Annotated in this window: 17 protein-coding genes; 14 read left to right on the top strand and 3 right to left on the bottom strand. The window is 62.9% G+C overall.

Annotation, left to right across the window (positions count from 1 at the left end):
• Nucleotides 1–5 precede the first annotated feature (5 nt).
• Nucleotides 6–1,085 (top strand): LacI family DNA-binding transcriptional regulator, encoded by a 1,080-nt coding sequence (locus ACFVSJ_RS04010; protein WP_387434631.1) that lies wholly within the window; start codon nucleotides 6–8, stop codon nucleotides 1,083–1,085.
• A 338-nt stretch (nucleotides 1,086–1,423) separates the two neighbouring features.
• Here ACFVSJ_RS04010 and ACFVSJ_RS04005 read toward each other — a convergent pair whose 3' ends face one another.
• Nucleotides 1,424–2,896: an aminotransferase class I/II-fold pyridoxal phosphate-dependent enzyme gene (locus ACFVSJ_RS04005; protein WP_387434630.1), complete on the bottom strand. Its 1,473-nt coding sequence runs from the start codon at nucleotides 2,894–2,896 to the stop codon at nucleotides 1,424–1,426.
• Between the two features lie 101 nt (nucleotides 2,897–2,997).
• Here ACFVSJ_RS04005 and ACFVSJ_RS04000 point away from each other — a divergent pair, with 101 nt between their 5' ends.
• The 13 genes from ACFVSJ_RS04000 (at nucleotide 2,998) to ACFVSJ_RS03940 (ending at nucleotide 16,002) form a co-directional block, all read left to right on the top strand.
• Nucleotides 2,998–4,392: a M20/M25/M40 family metallo-hydrolase gene (locus ACFVSJ_RS04000; RefSeq protein ID WP_387434628.1), complete on the top strand. Its 1,395-nt coding sequence runs from the start codon at nucleotides 2,998–3,000 to the stop codon at nucleotides 4,390–4,392.
• A 178-nt stretch (nucleotides 4,393–4,570) separates the two neighbouring features.
• Complete coding sequence (locus ACFVSJ_RS03995; RefSeq protein WP_387434626.1) at nucleotides 4,571–5,959, top strand: MFS transporter; 1,389 nt, start codon at nucleotides 4,571–4,573, stop codon at nucleotides 5,957–5,959.
• 453 nt (nucleotides 5,960–6,412) lie between these two features.
• On the top strand, nucleotides 6,413–6,667 hold the full coding sequence (locus ACFVSJ_RS03990) for a hypothetical protein (protein WP_387434624.1): 255 nt from the start codon (nucleotides 6,413–6,415) through the stop codon (nucleotides 6,665–6,667).
• Between the two features lie 241 nt (nucleotides 6,668–6,908).
• A complete protein-coding gene (locus tag ACFVSJ_RS03985; protein ID WP_387434622.1) occupies nucleotides 6,909–8,420 on the top strand; it encodes a DUF222 domain-containing protein in 1,512 nt (503 codons plus the stop codon).
• Nucleotides 8,421–8,734: 314 nt separating this feature from the next.
• A complete protein-coding gene (locus tag ACFVSJ_RS03980; protein ID WP_387434620.1) occupies nucleotides 8,735–9,289 on the top strand; it encodes an RNA polymerase sigma factor in 555 nt (184 codons plus the stop codon).
• A complete protein-coding gene (locus ACFVSJ_RS03975) occupies nucleotides 9,286–10,086 on the top strand; it encodes a hypothetical protein (protein WP_387434619.1) in 801 nt (266 codons plus the stop codon). Before ACFVSJ_RS03980 ends, ACFVSJ_RS03975 begins: the two co-directional genes overlap by 4 nt.
• 37 nt (nucleotides 10,087–10,123) lie before the next feature.
• A complete protein-coding gene (locus ACFVSJ_RS03970; RefSeq protein ID WP_387434617.1) occupies nucleotides 10,124–10,549 on the top strand; it encodes a CoA-binding protein in 426 nt (141 codons plus the stop codon).
• Nucleotides 10,550–10,633: 84 nt separating this feature from the next.
• Nucleotides 10,634–11,497, top strand: a complete 864-nt coding sequence (locus ACFVSJ_RS03965) for a polysaccharide deacetylase family protein (protein WP_387434616.1) — start codon at nucleotides 10,634–10,636, stop codon at nucleotides 11,495–11,497.
• A gap of 42 nt (nucleotides 11,498–11,539) precedes the next feature.
• Nucleotides 11,540–11,962: an MmcQ/YjbR family DNA-binding protein gene (locus ACFVSJ_RS03960; RefSeq protein ID WP_387434615.1), complete on the top strand. Its 423-nt coding sequence runs from the start codon at nucleotides 11,540–11,542 to the stop codon at nucleotides 11,960–11,962.
• Between the two features lie 258 nt (nucleotides 11,963–12,220).
• Nucleotides 12,221–13,630: an N-acetylglucosamine/diacetylchitobiose ABC transporter substrate-binding protein gene (gene ngcE / locus ACFVSJ_RS03955; protein WP_387434614.1), complete on the top strand. Its 1,410-nt coding sequence runs from the start codon at nucleotides 12,221–12,223 to the stop codon at nucleotides 13,628–13,630.
• Nucleotides 13,627–14,652: a carbohydrate ABC transporter permease gene (locus ACFVSJ_RS03950; RefSeq protein ID WP_387434612.1), complete on the top strand. Its 1,026-nt coding sequence runs from the start codon at nucleotides 13,627–13,629 to the stop codon at nucleotides 14,650–14,652. The genes ngcE and ACFVSJ_RS03950 overlap by 4 nt, the downstream gene beginning before the upstream one ends.
• A complete protein-coding gene (locus ACFVSJ_RS03945; protein WP_387434609.1) occupies nucleotides 14,652–15,545 on the top strand; it encodes a carbohydrate ABC transporter permease in 894 nt (297 codons plus the stop codon). The genes ACFVSJ_RS03950 and ACFVSJ_RS03945 overlap by 1 nt, the downstream gene beginning before the upstream one ends.
• Before the next feature lie 133 nt (nucleotides 15,546–15,678).
• Nucleotides 15,679–16,002, top strand: a complete 324-nt coding sequence (locus ACFVSJ_RS03940) for a putative quinol monooxygenase (RefSeq protein ID WP_387434608.1) — start codon at nucleotides 15,679–15,681, stop codon at nucleotides 16,000–16,002.
• A gap of 11 nt (nucleotides 16,003–16,013) precedes the next feature.
• Here ACFVSJ_RS03940 and ACFVSJ_RS03935 read toward each other — a convergent pair whose 3' ends face one another.
• Nucleotides 16,014–16,538 (bottom strand): flavin reductase family protein, encoded by a 525-nt coding sequence (locus ACFVSJ_RS03935; protein WP_387434606.1) that lies wholly within the window; start codon nucleotides 16,536–16,538, stop codon nucleotides 16,014–16,016.
• 1 nt (nucleotide 16,539) lies between these two features.
• Entirely contained in the window at nucleotides 16,540–16,911 is a 372-nt protein-coding gene (locus ACFVSJ_RS03930) for a cupin domain-containing protein (RefSeq protein ID WP_387434605.1), read from the bottom strand.
• Between the last annotated feature and the right edge of the window lies 1 nt (nucleotide 16,912).

Raw genomic sequence — 16,912 nt, 5'->3', positions numbered from 1 at the left:
GGCAGATGATTTCGCAGGAGAAAGATCCAGGCACGCCGGCGACCCCCGACGCTCCTGTCGGACCAGGCCGGACACATCCGGTGACCCTCCGCGAAGTAGCCGAAGCGGCCGGCGTATCCACGGCCACAGTCTCCTTGGTCATCAACAAGAAGAAGAACGCCCGGATCGCCGACGAGACCCGCCAACGCGTCAAGGACGCCATCCAGAAGCTCGGCTACCGGCCCAACGCCATGGCCAAGACCCTCGTCAGCGGAACCTCGAAGTTCATCGGCCTTGTGGCTGACGGCGTTGCCACAACGCCCTTCGCCGGCCAGATCATCCACGGAGCACAGGACGAGGCGTGGAAGCATGGCTACGCCCTGCTGATTGCCAACACCGAGGGCAACGTGGACCTGGAAAACGACGCCATTAACATGATGCTGGAGTACAAGGTCCGCGGCATCCTGTACTCCACCTGGTTCCACCGGCCTACGGACATTCCGGAGACCCTGCGCGAGGCCGACTTTGTGCTGGTCAACTGCTTCTCGCCGGAACCGGGCGCGGCCCGTGCCGTGGTCCCCGACGAAGCCCAGGGCGGCCGGTCAGCCACCGACATCCTGATCCGCGGCGGCCACCGGCGCATCGCCTTCATCAACGCCACCACCCCGGCTCCGGCCCGGGACGGCCGGCTGGAGGGGTACAGAGAATCGCTGGAAGAGGCCGGGATTCTCTTCGACCCAAGCCTGGTCCTGGAGGCCTTTCCTGACCAGGAGGGTGGCTACGGAGCCACCAAGGAACTCCTTGCGCTCGATGTCACGGCCGTCTACTGCTACAACGACCGGATGGCCATGGGCCTCTACGACGGCCTCCGGGAAAACGGACTCTCCATTCCGGACGACATTGCCGTGGTGGGTTTCGACAACCAGGAAGTCATCGCTGCCCACCTTCGCCCGCCACTGTCCACGGTGTCCTTGCCGCACTACGAACTCGGTGCTGCCGGCGTGCGGCTCTTGCTCGGCCTGGACCATGCACCGGCTGATTCGGCGCTGAAGATTGAATGCCCGGCCGTTGAACGCGCCTCCGTTGCGGTGCCGTCTACTGCGTAGGTCTTCCCACCCCACCTGGGGGCGGGTCTCCGAACGTCGGGTCCGGGTGTGGAGGAGGAGTCGCGGGACCCGGGTCGGGGACGGGCAGCGGTCCCGGCTGAGGACCAGGGTCCGGCATGGGCGGAGGGAACGGCTGCGTGGGGTCCGGCGGTGGCTGTCCCGGACCAGGTTCCGTTGGCGGTTGCGTCGGTCCCGGCTCGGGCGGGAACGGATCGGGTTCGTGCTGTGGAGGAAGGGTCATCATCACTCCTTGGAACTCGTTGTTTCAGTCCTCTTGCTGGAGGGGCCAGCCTACGCCCCCTCGGCGATTGAGGCCATGGCCCGGCATTTTCAGGGACTCAGCCTTCCCGTTGTTGTGCGACCACCCGGACAGTTCCAAGGCCGGGGTCGGCGGGATCAGGCAAGACCATCCCCGCCTCCACGCCTGAGCGCAGATAGTCGAGGACTGGTTGGTTGATGCGCTCGCCGGGCAGCACCGCAGGAATACCGGGCGGGTAGGGAGTGATTTGCTCCGCCGCGATCCTGCCGGCAGCTTCCTCGAAAGGTACGTTCTCCACCGGTCCAAAGAAGGCATCCCGGGGGAGCATGACAGCGTCGGCCTCAAGGTCCTTCCACTCGGGGAGTTGGACCGGCTTTGGCTTGGGCATATCCGGTGCGGCATCGATCAATTGCCGAAGGCCAACGAGCAGGCGGTCGGTGGATTCCTCGTTGTCGGACTGGGAGAGCGTTGCCTCGATCCGACGGTGGTCGCTGAGTCCAACATCCAGCCGGCATTCAGCGCGCAGCCAGTCGGCGGCCTGATAGCCACTGATGCCCAGTTCGGAGACGTCCATCAGCACATGCAGGGGATCGAGGTCGTGTGATGCCTCGGCACGGATCAGCTCTGGCCCCAGGACGTGGATGCCTTGGAGCTGTTCGATGTCCTTGCGGAGGCTGTCAGCGAGGTGCAGCGCCTTGTCCAGGATGTTCTTGCCGTCTTGCACCATCTGCCGCCGCCAGCCGTCGATGGCCGCGTAAATCATCACGTTCGCGCTGGTGGTTGAGAGGAGATCGGCACACTGGCTGAGCCTGGTGGAGTCCACGAGGTTGCCTTGGAGATGGTAGATGGACCCCTGCTCGAAGCCCATGCCCATTTTGTGGACGCTGACAACGCAGATGTCCGCACCGGCGTCCATGGCCCACGTGGGCAGGCTGTCGTGGAAGGGCAGGTGCGCGCCCCATGCCTCGTCGATGATCAATGGCTTGCCCCGCGAATGGCAGATTTCGGCAATTTTCCCAATGTCCGCACAGGTGCCGTGCGGAGTGGGGCTGGTGATGAAGGCTGCCCTCGCGTCGGGGTACCTTTGCCACATTTTTTCTACTTCTTCAGGCGACGGCGGATGGGCGAGGTGCAGCTCGGAGTCATACTGCGGATTGATCCATCGCGGCTGCAGCCCGGAGAGGATGAGGCCTGCGACAACCGATTTGTGTGCGTCCCGTCCGATCAGCAGATCTCCCTTGCCTTGGGTAACGGCAAGGATGGACGCCTTGACGGACAGCGAACTGCCGCAGGTTGAGAAGAAGGCCTTGTCCGCGCCGACGGCGTCTGCCATCAGTTGTTCGGCGGTGCTCAGATAGCCATTGGAGGATTTCCGGTCATCGAGCCCGGCCGTGGACAGAAGGTCGGACCGGAAGGTGTCCGCACCCAGCGTTTCCACCGTCCGGTTGTCAGCACCGCGACCTTGGCGATGGCCCGGTGGCGTGAACCCATAGCGATCCAGGCGGTGGTACTCGTGCAGGGCATCAAGAATGGGTGCTTGGCTCTGGTCCATGCTGGCCTCCTTGGGGTTTCCATCGAAAGATAAGTAAACTTATTATTTCTTCCATCGAACTCTTCTTCCAGATACCCGTCAAGCCGCGAGGTGAACCGTCCATGAACCTTCCACCGGGGACCACCGATGCGCTTGCAGCCGCCGTGGACTCACGGATGGAGCACTACACCGGCGTCCTGGCCAGCTTGGTCAGCGTGCCCGGGATCGCGTGGGCCGGCTTCGACCAAGCCGAGTTGGAATGCAGTGCTGTCCTGGTGCAGGAACTGGTCAGGGGCGTGGGATTTCCGGATGCCAAGGTTGTTCGCAGTGCCGCGGGACCGGACGTTTGGAATGCTGCTGGTGGCGCGCCGGGCGTCCTCGCCACACGCCCTGCGGCACCCGGCGTGCCGACGATCCTCCTCTACGCCCACCATGACGTCCAGCCCGCCGGGCCGCTCGATGAATGGTCCTCCACGCCCTTCGCGGCCGAGCGTCGCGATGGCCGGTTGTGGGGGAGGGGAGCCGCGGACAACAAGGCAGGAATCGTCATGCACCTTGCCGCAGTGGAGGCGTTGGACGCGGTGCTAGGTCCCGGAAACGGCCTGGGGGTTCGGGTCTTTATTGAGGGGGAGGAAGAGTCCGGCTCACCCACGCTGCCCGCCTTCCTTCAGGAATTCCGTCCTGATCTCCTCGCCGACGTGGCCATCGTTGCCGACTCCGGAAGTTGGGCCGTCGGAACTCCCGCCCTCACCACCAGCCTCCGCGGACTGGTTGATGGAACAATCCACGTACGCATCCTGGACCACGCACTGCACTCCGGAACATACGGCGGCCCGCTGCTTGACGCGCTCGTTGTCCTGGCGCGCCTCATGGGCACCTTCCACGACGACGACGGTACAGTCGCCGTCGAAGGGCTGGCACAAGGACCGACTCCAGCCGTGGAAATGGACGAAGATACTTTTCGTCGCGATGCCGGTGTTCTGGATGGCGTGCACTTGGTAGGCGAGGGCTCCCTGACGGCCCGCCTGTGGAACAAACCTTCACTCTCCTTCATAGGGCTCGATGCCCCACCTACCGCCTCGGCCGGAAATGTGCTCCTCCCCGAGGCCACTGTGAAGTTCAGCCTTCGCCTCCCGCCGGGCAACGATCCCGATCGGGCCATGGACGTCCTGCAGCGCCACGTCCTGAAGCACGCGCCTTTCGGTGCCGAGGTCTCCTTTAGTCCGGGATCCCGAAGCAAGCCGTTCAATGTGGGTTTGGACAATCCCATGATCCGTTCAGCCCTCTGGTCCCTCGAAACGGCCTGGGGCGCCGAGCCGGTGGCCATGGGAGTGGGTGGATCAATACCCTTCGTGGCCGCCCTCGCGGAAGCACAGCCCGCGTGCTCCATCCTGGTCACAGGAGCTGAAGACCCTGACTCTCGAGCCCACGGGGCCAATGAATCCGTGCACCTCGGCGAGCTGCGAAACGCGATAGTCGCGGAGGCCTTATTCCTGGCGGAAATGGCGGGCCGCTAGGCGGGCGCGCTGGCGAGCAGCCACCGGGCACCCTGGTGGGCAGCCGCCGTCGTACCTCATTGGCAGGTGCGTTCGCCTGAGCTGCCTTGGCCCTTGACCGTCCCCGGGAACGCCGTCGATGCTGGAACTGCCGTGCTTTTCATCCAGGGGATCTACGCATGCATAGGGGCTGGAACGAATGACGGAGCAGACAGCCAACATAGATCTTTCACTGCGCACTCCGGCGGAGCGCTCCCGCACGTTCATGGGGATCCTGGTCAACACAGCCGCGGCCAACATCACCACGAGCTACCTCTGGTTCGCCCTGACCTTCTGGGTGTACCTGGAGACCCGGAACGTCATTGCCACCGGAGTGGTCGGCGGCGCGTATATGCTGCTGATCGCCGTTTCCAGCATCAGCTTTGGCACGTTCGTGGACCGGTACCGCAAGCTCGCCGTGATGCGGTTCGCCGCCGCGTTCACGCTGGTGATGTTCACGATCTCTGGGGTGGTGTTCCTGCTGGTCCCCACGTCCTCGCTGCTGGACCTGGGACAACCGTGGTTCTGGGCCTTCACGCTGATCATCCTGGTGGGCGCGGTGGTGGAGAACATGCGCAACATTGCCCTGTCCACCACGGTCACCATCCTCATCGAGCCGGACCGCCGCGCCAACGCCAACGGCCTGGTGGGCATGGTGCAGGGCCTGATGTTCATCGTCACCTCGGTGTTGTCCGGCTTGTCTGTGGGGCTCGTTGGCATGGGATGGACCATTGTGCTGGCGTTGGTCCTCACGGCGCTTGCCTACGTGCACCTGCTGGCTCTGCGAATGCCGGAGGAGTTGCGGCCCGCGGCCACCGATGCCAAGGGCGGCTTCGATCTCCGTGGCTCGTTTGCCGCAGTGATGGCCATCTCCGGGCTGTTTGCGCTGATCATCTTCTCCACCTTCAACAACTTCGTGGGCGGCGTTTACATGGCGCTGATGGATCCGTATGGCTTGGAAATGTTCCCGGTGGAGCTGTGGGGGACCTTCTTTGCCGTCGCAGCCACCGGGTTCATCATTGGCGGCGCACTGGTGGGTAAGTTCGGGCTGGGTGCCAATCCTCTGCGCACCATGCTCCTTGCCGTGGCCGTCATGGGTGCCCTTGGAGCGCTGTTCACTATCCGCGAGTGGCCATGGCTCTACATTGTGGGGATCTGGCTGTACCTGACGCTTGTGCCGATTGTCGAGGCGGCCGAGCAGACCGTTATCCAGCAAGTAGTTCCCCTGCCGCGCCAGGGCAGGGTGTTCGGCTTCGCCATGGCCTTCGAATCCGCCGCCGCGCCCATCACGGCGTTCCTGATTGCCCCCATTGCCCAGTTCTGGATCATCCCGTACGCCCGCTCGGAAGAGGGCGCGGCCACGTTGGCGCCGTTGCTGGGCGAAGGCACGTCCCGCGGCATTGCCTTGGTGTTCCTGGTGGCCGGGATCATCATGGTTCTCGCGGCATTGATGGCGTTCGCTACCCCTGTGTACAGGCGCGTCTCGGCGTCGTACAGGGAGAAGGCCGCCGAAGAAGCGACTGCATCGGCGACCACCGGCGAAGGGTAGCCGGCTCACCTGACGTGGCATCTTGACCGACGACGACGAACCCGCCTCAGGCCTCACAGTCGGGAACCGTCGACTCAACCAGGTTCCGGACGCGCCGGAGTAGCAGGGCTGTACGTCGCTTGCTTGGCTGGAATAACGTTTGGCATGGCCAGAACTGACTCGGTGTGGGTGCATAGGGTGATGGCGTCTTTGCCGTTTCTCCTTCAGTTTGTTGTCTATTTCTTGCTTTGGATTGTGCTTGACGGCAGTGTGCTGAACGCAGCCATTTCTGCCGCGATTCTTGTTTGCGCCCTCGCGCTGTACCCGTGGGCCGATGGAGCCCTCGCCCGGCGGCGATTCGCCAGGCAGCTCCGCCGAGGTCATCTTGAATGTTGGATCCGTGCCGGTGAAGGATCAGGCGGTGGCATGTGGAAGGGGTGGGAGCGCGGTTACATTTTGTTTCGGCTGCCCAGCGTGGACTTTGTTCCTAACAGCGCCTACCGCCCGTCGGACAACAAGATCTTCACAATCTTGGTCTCGGGCATGGAGTCCCGCACATTCACTACCGTGCCGTACCTTGGCCCGGGCGTTCGCTTTGCTCGTCTAAGCACCACCCGCGGCATCGTGGACGTGGCGGGATTCCCTGAAGCACTTGATGTGTTGCGGGCCGAGCTATCCGGAGGTTTGTCCACTACAGAGTTCGCCGCTGAGATGCCTTCCTCCGAGTGAGCCGCCGGTGATGCGGCATCAAGACTGCCGGCCGCTGGTAGCCGACTGAGTGCATACCCGCTGGACGGGTCCGCGCCCTTTGCCACTGTCCACCAGCGCGGGCGCCAGGCTGTTGCGAAACGTTCCTCTGGCTCTCGGGTCAACGTTTGTGGAGGAGGGGTGGTTGGGCGTTCTTGTGGGTGTTTCCACATAGGGTTTCGTGGGGCTGCTGCTGCCGGGTGTGGGCTGGAAGAGTGGTGTCATGGACGGGATTTCGGGGCAGCAGGGTGGTGGCGGTGGTGGCGCTGCGGGTGGTTCTGTCCTGCCTGTTCGGCAGGAGGGGCCCTTGATTCGGGAGTTGATTGCCGCTGTTGGTGTGCTCGATCCGGCTGGTGATAGTGCTGGGTTGGTTGATCAGTTGCGTGGTTTGGAGGATTTGAAGTCGGCGGTGGCGGCGGTGCAGGCAAGGGTGGCTGTGGCGTTTGATGTGGCGCAGCGTCGTGAGCAGGCTGCGGCTGGTGTTCCGTCCTCTGAGCGGGGGAAGGGTGTGGCGGCGCAGGTGGCGTTGGCGCGTCGTGAGTCGCCGAGCAAGGGGTCGCGGTTGTTGGGGTTGGCGAAGGCCCTGGTGACGGAGATGCCGCGGACGTTGGCGGCGTTGGAGACCGGTTTGTTGAATGAGTGGCGTGCGACCTTGTTCGTGAAGCAGACGGCGTGCCTGTCGGTGGAGGACCGGTGTGCGGTGGATGAGGAGTTGGCTGCGGATACGGGCACGTTTGAGGGCAAGGGTGATAGGGCGATTGTTGCGGCGGTGAAGGCGGCGGCGTATCGGCGGGATCCGCGGTCGGTGACGCGGCGGGCCGCGTACGCCGTGAATGAGCGGAACGTGGGTTTGCGTCCGGCGCCGGACACCATGACATACCTGACAGCGTTGCTGCCCGTGGCGCAGGGTGTGGCTGTTTATGCGGCGTTGACCCGGGCGGCGGGCACGGCCCGGTCCGAAGGTGACGCCCGGTCCAAGGGGCAGGTCATGGCCGATACCTTGGTGGAGCGGGTCACGGGCACCCCGGGTGGGATCGCTGGGGTGCATGTGGAGCTGGTGATGACCGACCGGGCCCTGTTGCAGGGTGATTCGGAACCGGCAAGGTTGAAGGGCTACGGGATTGTCCCGGCGGGGTGGGCGAGGGAGTTGGTCAAGAACGAGCCTCTGCTGCCCACGCGCGAAGCCCGCATAGAACGTGAGCCGGAGATCAACTCTTCTTACGTACATGCCGATGTCGAAGGCTGTGCCGAGTTCGAAGGACGTACCGACTTCGATGTATGGCTCCGACGTCTCTATACAGCTCCGGGCACTGGCGAGTTGTTGGCCATGGATTCGCGGGCGAGGTTGTTCCCGAAGGGTTTGCGCAGGTTTATCGAGACCCGTGATGAGACGTGCCGTACCCCGTACTGCGATGCGCCGATCCGGCACTACGACCATGTGATTGCGTGGCATGCGGGTGGGCAGACGAGCGCGGATAACGGTGCCGGGCTGTGTGAGGCGTGCAACCACACCAAAGAGAACCCCGGCTGGAACGTTAGGCAAGAGAGCCCCGCTCTGGAAGTCACAACCCCCACCGGTCACCGGTACACCTCCAAAACTCCACCACTCCCAGGAACCGAAAAGGGGTACCAACGCCAGGGAGTGGGGCCGCAAGTTGCGGGGCGCGCTCCTCAAGGCCGAGATGCCGCGAAGCGACCCCGGCCTCGAATAGCAGTCCCGGCGAGTGTGCCATAGGCGGCAGTTGGCCCTCCATGGGAGGCCCCAGAAAAATTTTCAAAAAAGTCCGTACCCCGCGTAACCCTTTGCCATGCTCCGACGATTACCTCTCTGAAAGGGCCGAGCTGGAATTTGTCCCCCATCATGTTCCAGCCCGGCCCTTCCTTTTGTCTCAAGGCAGTCTCCGGCGTCAACGGAGATTCCCGGAAGACATGCGGGGTGTCCTTTGGGCGGCCCGGCAGAGCAGATAACCTAGGTGAGGTTGTGCGCCGATCAACGGTGCACAGCTTGGCTGAAAGCCGCGGACCTGCCACCGATCGAAAGTCTCTTCTGTGACCGACGCATTGACCGATGAAGCGCTGCTCGCGCTCAAAGGCAATAACGCGGAACTGTTCAGCGCCGTCTACCAGGCCTACGCCGGCCAGGTCCTCGGCTATCTGGCGGCCAAAGGTGTATCCGACCCCGAGGCTGTCACCCAGGACGTGTTCCTGGCCGTCCTGCCCCGGCTTGATGATCTCAGCGGCGGGGCTAGCGGGCTGCGGACTTTCGTTTTTTCGGTGGCGCACGCCCGCATGGTCGACGAACACCGGAAGCAAAGCCGGGCTCCTGAGCAGCACGAGTTCGAGGCTGAGCGCGATACGCGTGCATCCGAATCTGCCGAGTCGGCCGCCATGGACCTGCTGGCTCCGGGTGAAGTCCTGAAGCTACTGGACACCCTGGGGGAGGACCATCGGGAGGTCCTCGCCCTTCGGATCGTCGCGGGACTGACGGTGGAACAGGTAGCCGACATCATGGGGAAATCTGCCGGTGCAGTGAAGCAGCTGCAACGGCGGGCTTTGATAACGCTCCGTGAGCACTCGGTAGTAAAGGAATATGTGTCGTCATGACATACAAGGAATTGGAACGCAGGGCCATCGTTGACGAGCTCCTGCTCGACGCCGGGATGGCCGGCGACTCCGAAGTCCGGACGACGCTCCTGTCGATGGGCTCCTGCGCAGACCTCCCTGCACCCAAGCCCAACGCGGAACTCGCCGCGATGTTGGCAGGACCCCACGATGAGCTGAGCAAACGTCGCTGGAAGCGCAAGCACCGCGCCGCCGTCGTGAGCGTTGCGGTTGTGGCCGCAATGGGGCTGGGCGTCAGCGGCGTAGCTGCCGCGAGCTCGGGCTTCACACGCCACCCGGCATTCATCGACGAACTCTTCGGAAACCTCGCACCGCACGGAACGGCCGGACCCACGGCGTTGCCCACCCCCGACGCCCCGAAAGTGGCCACGGAGGAGGGACGGCAAGCGGATCCCGCCGCGGTTCCGTCTCCGACGCCCACGGGGGAGCCCGTGCCCACAACAACGCCGGGCCCGGCCGCTGCGGGCCAAGACACCGCTGCCAAAAACGCCGCAGCGCAAGCGCCTACGGTTCAGCCAGCCATCCCCGGCGCCAAGCCAACGAACGCGGCCGCCAAACCCGCCGAAACCAAACCCGCCGAACCCCAACCCGCAGAGGCCAAGCCAACAAGCCCGGCCGCCAAGCCAGGGCCCATCAAGCCCACCAAACCGACCAAGCCGGAACAGGGAGGCCAGGACAAGAAACAGGGGCAGGGCTCCGAGGACCAGGGCGTCGATGCCCTCGACGGGCACCTCCCTTCATTCATGGACAAGCTCAAGGAATGGCTCAAGCAGCGCTGATCCGGGCGAAGCCGGAAGGGACGGGTACGCTGGGACGATGATGCAGGTCAACGATCCGGCCGTCGTCGAGCGGTTGATGCGGACAAAGGGCACATGGGCAATCGTGGGGCTCACCAACAATGAGTGGCGCTCCGCCTACGATGTCGCGCTTTACGTCCGGGACAAGATGGGCATGGAAATCATTCCGGTGAACCCCAAGGGTGAGGAAGTCCACGGCGAGAAGGGTTACGAAACCCTCGCGGACATCCCTGCCGGAAAACACCCAATCGACGTCGTTGACTGCTTCGTAAATTCCGGGCGCGTCGGAGCCGTGATCGATCAGGCAATCGCGGTTGGTGCCAAGGCTGTTTGGCTGCAGTTGGGCGTGTTCGACGACGCCGCCTGCCAGCGTGCGCGCGAGGCCGGACTGGATGTGGTAGTCAACTCCTGCCCGGCACGCGAAGGCTGGCATTACGGCCTGTAAAGCACTGGCTGATTCTCCTGCTAATCTGCACGTGAATCATTCCTGCGTCCACGGGGGACAGTCGTGTGTGAGCAGCATTCTGCTGTGCAGTTTTCCGCGCCCAGCCGGCGCGCATTGTTGGGCGCACTTGGCGCTTCGGTGGTCGCCGGACTGACCGCGTGCAGCGCAGGAGAAAGCACGACGGCGGAGCTGCCGCGGCCTACCGGGTCGGCGTCGCCTGAGGTTCCCGCCGGCAATGGTGCCTTGGCCGCCGGCGGTGAGATCCCGACGTCGTCCGCTCCTGCACCCACACCGACGCCGACCGCCACCAAGCGCATCCGCCGCTCGTTCATCCCGGACTACCAACTGCCGCCGATCGTGGGCGGCCTGGCGCCGGTCATCACCAAGATCCCCACCAAGCACCCCGTGGTGTTCCTGACCATCGATGACGGCAACATCAAGACGCCTGAGTCGGTGAAGCTCATGGGCGAATACGACTATCCGGCATCGCTGTTCCTCACCCGGGATACCATCGCTGACAATCCTGCGTTCTTCAAGGCGTTCGCCGCGCAGGGCAGCCTGGTGGAAAACCACACGGTCAGCCACAACATCAACATGGTTCGGCAATGGGGCTACCAGCAACAGCTCAATGACATGGTGGGGATGCAGGACTACGCGCTGCAACAGTATGGCCGGAAACCCACGCTGTTCAGGCCCCCGGGCGGGGCCTATTCGAATGTGATGCGCCAGGCCGTCGCGGCCGCTGGCATGAAGGCAATCGTGACGTGGGAGGCCAAGGCCAACGCCGGCAAGATGGACTACCAAGTGGGGAACTCCCTGCGTCCCGGCGACATTGTGCTCATGCATTTCCGTGCAGAGTTCGCTGCAGACCTCGCCGCCTTCCGCGCGGCCCAATTGGCTGCGGGCCTGGAAGTAGTGCTGCTGGAGGACTTCCTGGGCGTTGCCTAAGGCCATTGCCTCAGGCGCGGCGGGCGCAGGTACCCTCAAACCATGGACGTTTCCAGCCTTCGCGAGATTTGCCTCAGCTTTCCCGGCGCGTTCGAAGACTTCCCGTTCGGCCCTGAGACTTCCGTGTTCAAGGTGAGGTCCGCCGTCGCCGGAGGTGCCCGGCACGAGGCCAAGTTGTTCGCGCTCTCGGCCATGAACCCGGACGACTGGTCGGTAAGCCTGAAGTGTGAACCTGCGCTGGCCGAGCAATTGCGGGCCGCGCACCCCGAAATCACAGGTGCTTGGCACATGAACAAGACCCACTGGAACGGTGTCCGCCTCGACGGAGGCCTCCCGGATGACATGATCCGGGACATGGTTGAGGACTCCTATGACCTGGTGGTGGCAACGCTCAGCCGCAAGCAGCAGGAACAGCTCGCTTGGGCCCGGCTTGCCAGTCCTCGAAGTGACTCGAACGCCCGGTAAAACGCCCTGTTGAAGCACTCCCCACGCCGCCAAGTTGGGTCTACATTGAGAGTGCACACCGGCGAAACCTGGTTCTTACATTTGATCACGCTTTGACAAATCTTGATTGAAACTACCGAGAAATATTGATTTTCGATCATTCGTGGTGAATTATGTCACACGAAGGTTGGCGTCCCTGAGCGCCAGCCCCAGACTGTCCCACCCTCCGGCCCCGGCCGGAAACGGGTGGACATAACGAGTCACTAAAGGGGTATTGAAATGACCATTCAGCACCAGTCCCTTGGCCGCCGCGGATTCCTGCGCGGAGCACTTGCTGCAGCTGTGCTCGTCCCAATGGGCGGGACCATCGCTTCATGTGCAGCCGGTGGCGGCGGAACATCCACCGGACCCACAGGTACCGTCTCGGACACCAACCCGTTCGGCATGGCCGACAAGTCCACCGTTGACGCCGTGATCTTCAAGGGTGGTTACGGCATCGACTATGTCGATTTTGCCGGAAAGGCCTTCGAAAAGGCGCACGAGGGCTCAACGGCCAAGATCGCCCCGTCCACGGATATCGCCCAGGAACTCCAGCCTCGCTTCGTCGGCGGCAACCCGCCGGACCTGATCGACAACTCCGGCGCCAAGGCCATCGGCTTCAGCACCATCCTGGCCCAGCTCGAGGACCTCAACAGTGTTGTGGAGGCCAAGAACCTGGAAGGCAAGACCATCAAGGACACGCTGTACACCGGCGTGTTGGCGCCCGGTACGTTCGACGGCAAGCTCGCGGCCCTGAACTACGTGCTTACCGTCTACGCCGTGTGGTACTCGGACGCCCTGCTTAAGGACAACGGCTGGACCGTTCCCAAGACCTGGGACGAGATGTACACCCTCGGCGAGCAGGCCAAGGCCAAGGGCAAGTACCTCTTCCTCTGGGGCAAGGAAGCAGCCACCTACTACCAGGAGATGGCGATTGCTTCTGCCATCAAGGAAGGCGGCGACGAAGTCCGCCTGGCATTGGAGAACCTCAAGGCAGACTGCTGGTCGCACCCGGCCATCCAGTCCGTGTTCACCGCGCTGGACAAGATCGTCAAGGCCGGCTTCTTCAAGCCCGGTGGCTCGGGAACCCAGTTCACCGCTGCGCAGGCACAGTGGAGCAACGCCCAGGAAGCCGTGTTCTACCCCTCCGGTTCCTGGATCGAGAACGAGATGAAGGACCAGACCAAGGCAGGCTTCAACATGACGGGTGCTCCGGTACCGTCGGTCAGCGCGAGCCCGAAGATGCCGTATGCATCCCTGCACAGCGCGGCGGGTGAGCCGTTCGTTGTTCCGTCGCAGGGCAAGAACGTGGCTGGCGGCAAAGAATTGCTTCGAATCATGCTGTCCAAGGATGCTGCAACCAACTTCGCCAAGACCAAGCTGGCCCCGACCATCGTCAAGGACACCGTCCCCGCGGATGGCTTCGGCTCCACGGCACTCGTTTCGCAGACCAAGCTGCTCAAGGACGCCGGGGACAACATCTACACCTGGAACTTCATTGACCTCTACGGCACCAACAAGGACCAGCTGGTTGTTTGGAACACGTTCCTCGATGGCAAATCGGACGTGGCAACGCTGACCTCCGCGCTGCAGAACATCACGGACAAGGTCCGGAACGACAGCTCGGTCAAGAAGATTGAAGTGAAGTGACAGTAGTGAAATCGCAAGCGAGCCGGAACGATGACGGCACGGCCGCCGTCGTTCCGGCTGTGGCTCCACCAATGATGGTCAAGCGGCGGCGCAAGCCGCTGACGTGGGACAAGGTCAGCTTCTTCCTGGTGTTCCTCGGGCTGCCCCTGGTCATATATCTCTTGTTCGTGATTTGGCCCTTCCTCCAGGCCTTCACCTACTCCTTGACCGACTGGTCCGGATTCTCACCCAACCAGAACTTCATCGGACTGGACAACTACACCAAAATCTTCACGGATGACATCTTCATGAAGGCCATGGGGAACAACATCCTCCTGGTCATCTTCCTGCCGATCATCACCATCATCCTGAGCCTGGTGCTTGCCACCATGGTTACGGTGGGCGGCAGCAGCAAGGGCCAGATCAAGGGCCTGCGGAACTCCAGCTTCTACCGTGTGGTTTCCTTCTTCCCGTACACCATCCCGGCGATCGCCATCGGCATCATGTGGGGGCAGATCTACGATCCCTCCGGCGGTCTGCTCAACGGCATTCTCAGGGGAATCGGCCTGGAACAGTTCAAGGACTTCGCTTGGCTGGGCAATAAGGACACGGCCATGATTGCCACGATGTTCGTGATCGTGTGGGGCTTCGTTGGTTTCTACATGGTCCTGTTCGTGGCCGGCATCAAGGGCATTCCGGCTGAACTCTTCGAGGCGGCCAGGATCGATGGGGCAGGCCGGTTCCGCACCGCCGTCTCCATCACCATCCCGCTGATCCGGGACAACATCCAGACCGCTTACATCTATATGGGCATCCTGGCGTTGGACGCGTTCGTCTACATGGCCGCCCTGAACTCCGGCGGTGGCCCGGACAACTCCACGCTGGTCATGGCCCAGCAGCTGTTCTTCACGGCCTTCAGCAAGGGCCAATTCGGGCTGGCCAGTGCCATGGGCGTTGTTTTGGCCATTACCACCCTGATCTTCTCCGGCCTGGTGTTCGTGGTGAACAGGCTCACCGGCGGCGACAAGGATGTGAGCAACTGATGACTACCAAGGTCGCAACCCCGGAAATGAAGTCCCTGCACTTCCAGCCCCGCACCCAGGCATCCACGCCCGGTGACAAAGTAGTTGGGGCGATATCGCACACCGCCCTGACCATTTGGTCGCTCATCGTGATCCTGCCGCTCCTGTGGACGGTCATGTCGTCCTTCAAAACGTCCAGCGAGATCTTCGCTTCCCCGTTCGCGTTGCCTTCCCAGTGGCGTTTCGACAACTACGTCAAGGCATGGAGCGAGGCCGGAATTGGAAGCTACTTCCTGAACTCAGTGATCGTGGTGGGTTGTGCGCTGGTGATCGTCATGGTGCTCGGAGCCATGTGTGCCTACGTCCTGGCGCGTTACACCTTCCCTGGCAGCCGGGCGATCTACTACCTGATGCTGGCAGGACTGACGTTCCCGATCTTCCTGGCCATGGTGCCGCTGTTCTTTGTCCTGCAGAGAATTGGGCTCCTGAACACCCTGCCCGGCCTGATCCTGGTATACGTCGGCTTTGCACTGCCGTTCACCGTGTTCTTCCTGTTCTCCTTCTTCAAATCGCTGCCCCACGAAATCACCGAGGCGGCTGCCCTGGACGGCGCAGGGGAGTGGCGGACGTTCTTCCAGGTCATGCTGCCGATGGCCAAGCCGGGCCTGGCTTCGGTTGCCATCTTCAACTTCCTGGGCCTGTGGAACCAGTTCCTCATCCCCGTATCCATCAACGCGGCCGGCCCGCGTGTGCTGTCGCAGGGCCTCGCGGCCTTTGCTGGCCAGATGGGCTACGCCGTGGACTTCGGAGCACTGTTCGCTGCGGTGACCGTCACCGTGGTGCCGGTGCTGATCGTCTACATCATCTTCCAGCGCCAGCTCCAAGGCTCGGTTTCACAGGGAACCATGAAGTAGCGCAGGCCAGCTAAAACGCACGACGGCGGTCCGCACCTTGGGTGCGGACCGCCGTCGCGCTTTGGTCCGGAACAGTTCCCTCGACTCTGGAAGGATGGAAGGGACCTTACCATCCAAAGAGAGGCTGAATGCCGTGATCTTTATCGTCGTCAAATTCAAGGTGAAGCCCGACTGGTCCGAGCGCTGGCTGGACCTGGTTGCCGACTTCACCGAGGCCACCCGAAAGGAACCGGGCAACCTTTGGTTCGACTGGTCCCGCAGTGTGGATGATCCCAACGAGTTCGTCCTGGTGGAAGCCTTCCAGGGTGACGCCGCCGAGGCGCACGTCACGAGCGATCACTTCAAGAAAGCCATGGCCGATATGCCCCAGGCGCTCGCCGAGACCCCGCACATCATCAGCCGCCAATTCGAAGGCAGTGGCTGGGACCGAATGGGCGAGCTGACCATCGACGCCTGAACCGAAAAGGCCTAGAACATCCAAGGAATCTCGGCGTGGCCAAAGTCGCTGAACGAACCGAAACGGCCAGCCTTGAAGGCAAGCACCTCGCCGTCCCGGTCCCGGCACGTGGTGACCTGTCCGAAGAAGATCTGGTGATCGCCGACGTCGTACGTTTGCACCACTGTGCAGTCCGCTTGGGCGAGGGCGCCTTTGATCACCGGCAAGCCGTTTTCGGTGATGTCGAAATCGCCCTCGCCGAAGCGGTCGCCACCACGGACCGCGAAGCGGCGCGCGATGGACTCCTGCTTGGAACCCAGGATGGAAACCGCAAACTTGCCGCTCTCCATCAAGGCATCGCCCGTCCGGGTGCCGAAGTTCAGCGAAATCATCAGGATAGGCGGCTCCAGGCTGATGGACGTGAGCGAGCTGATGGTCATGCCGTAAAGCTCATCCTCATGCTTGGTGGTGACCACGGCAACGCCGGTCAGGAAGCGGCCCATGGCGCGGCGCATGCCCATGGCATCGGGAACAGTGAAGAGCGGTGCGAGGCTCATGTCAGTTGCTCCGCCCGGCTTGTGCCGGATCCGTGTAGTAGCGGACCTCGAACATCTTGGCGCCGTTCTCCGAAACCCAGGGGCCGTGTTCCATGCCCGGGGGACGGGTGGCCCAGTCGCCGGCCTTGAAGGTCCTGCCGAGCCGCTGGTCAACGAACGATCCCTCGAAAATGAACACCTCTTCCCAGAAATCGTGGGTCAGGACGCCGTTCGGGGAAGTATCCGTGCCCGGTTCGAACTTGAGGATGCGCGTGACGCTGTCGTTGTCCGAGTCCCGCGCGAGGATCGCTTCGGACAGGCCCTCGATGTGCGGGCTGCAGGGTGCGAAGTCCACCGAAGCCGTGGGCGTGAACTCGAATTCGGGCTTGGCCATG

The organism is Paenarthrobacter sp. NPDC058040 (assembly GCF_042885775.1).
Taxonomy (GTDB): domain Bacteria; phylum Actinomycetota; class Actinomycetes; order Actinomycetales; family Micrococcaceae; genus Arthrobacter.
This window is presented reverse-complemented; position numbering and strand designations above follow the sequence as displayed.

What these genes read in the sequence shown, in the direction of transcription:
- ACFVSJ_RS03970 (WP_387434617.1), top strand. Translation starts at nt 10,124, where the DNA reads ATGATGCAGGTCAACGATCCGGCCGTCGTCGAGCGGTTGATGCGGACA.
- ACFVSJ_RS03945 (WP_387434609.1), top strand. Translation starts at nt 14,652, where the DNA reads ATGACTACCAAGGTCGCAACCCCGGAAATGAAGTCCCTGCACTTCCAG.
- ACFVSJ_RS04000 (WP_387434628.1), top strand. Translation starts at nt 2,998, where the DNA reads ATGAACCTTCCACCGGGGACCACCGATGCGCTTGCAGCCGCCGTGGAC.
- ACFVSJ_RS04010 (WP_387434631.1), top strand. Translation starts at nt 6, where the DNA reads ATGATTTCGCAGGAGAAAGATCCAGGCACGCCGGCGACCCCCGACGCT.
- ACFVSJ_RS03930 (WP_387434605.1), bottom strand. Translation starts at nt 16,911, where the DNA reads ATGGCCAAGCCCGAATTCGAGTTCACGCCCACGGCTTCGGTGGACTTC.
- ACFVSJ_RS03985 (WP_387434622.1), top strand. Translation starts at nt 6,909, where the DNA reads ATGGACGGGATTTCGGGGCAGCAGGGTGGTGGCGGTGGTGGCGCTGCG.
- ACFVSJ_RS03935 (WP_387434606.1), bottom strand. Translation starts at nt 16,538, where the DNA reads ATGAGCCTCGCACCGCTCTTCACTGTTCCCGATGCCATGGGCATGCGC.
- ACFVSJ_RS03975 (WP_387434619.1), top strand. Translation starts at nt 9,286, where the DNA reads ATGACATACAAGGAATTGGAACGCAGGGCCATCGTTGACGAGCTCCTG.
- ACFVSJ_RS03995 (WP_387434626.1), top strand. Translation starts at nt 4,571, where the DNA reads ATGACGGAGCAGACAGCCAACATAGATCTTTCACTGCGCACTCCGGCG.
- ACFVSJ_RS04005 (WP_387434630.1), bottom strand. Translation starts at nt 2,896, where the DNA reads ATGGACCAGAGCCAAGCACCCATTCTTGATGCCCTGCACGAGTACCAC.
- ACFVSJ_RS03960 (WP_387434615.1), top strand. Translation starts at nt 11,540, where the DNA reads ATGGACGTTTCCAGCCTTCGCGAGATTTGCCTCAGCTTTCCCGGCGCG.
- ngcE (WP_387434614.1), top strand. Translation starts at nt 12,221, where the DNA reads ATGACCATTCAGCACCAGTCCCTTGGCCGCCGCGGATTCCTGCGCGGA.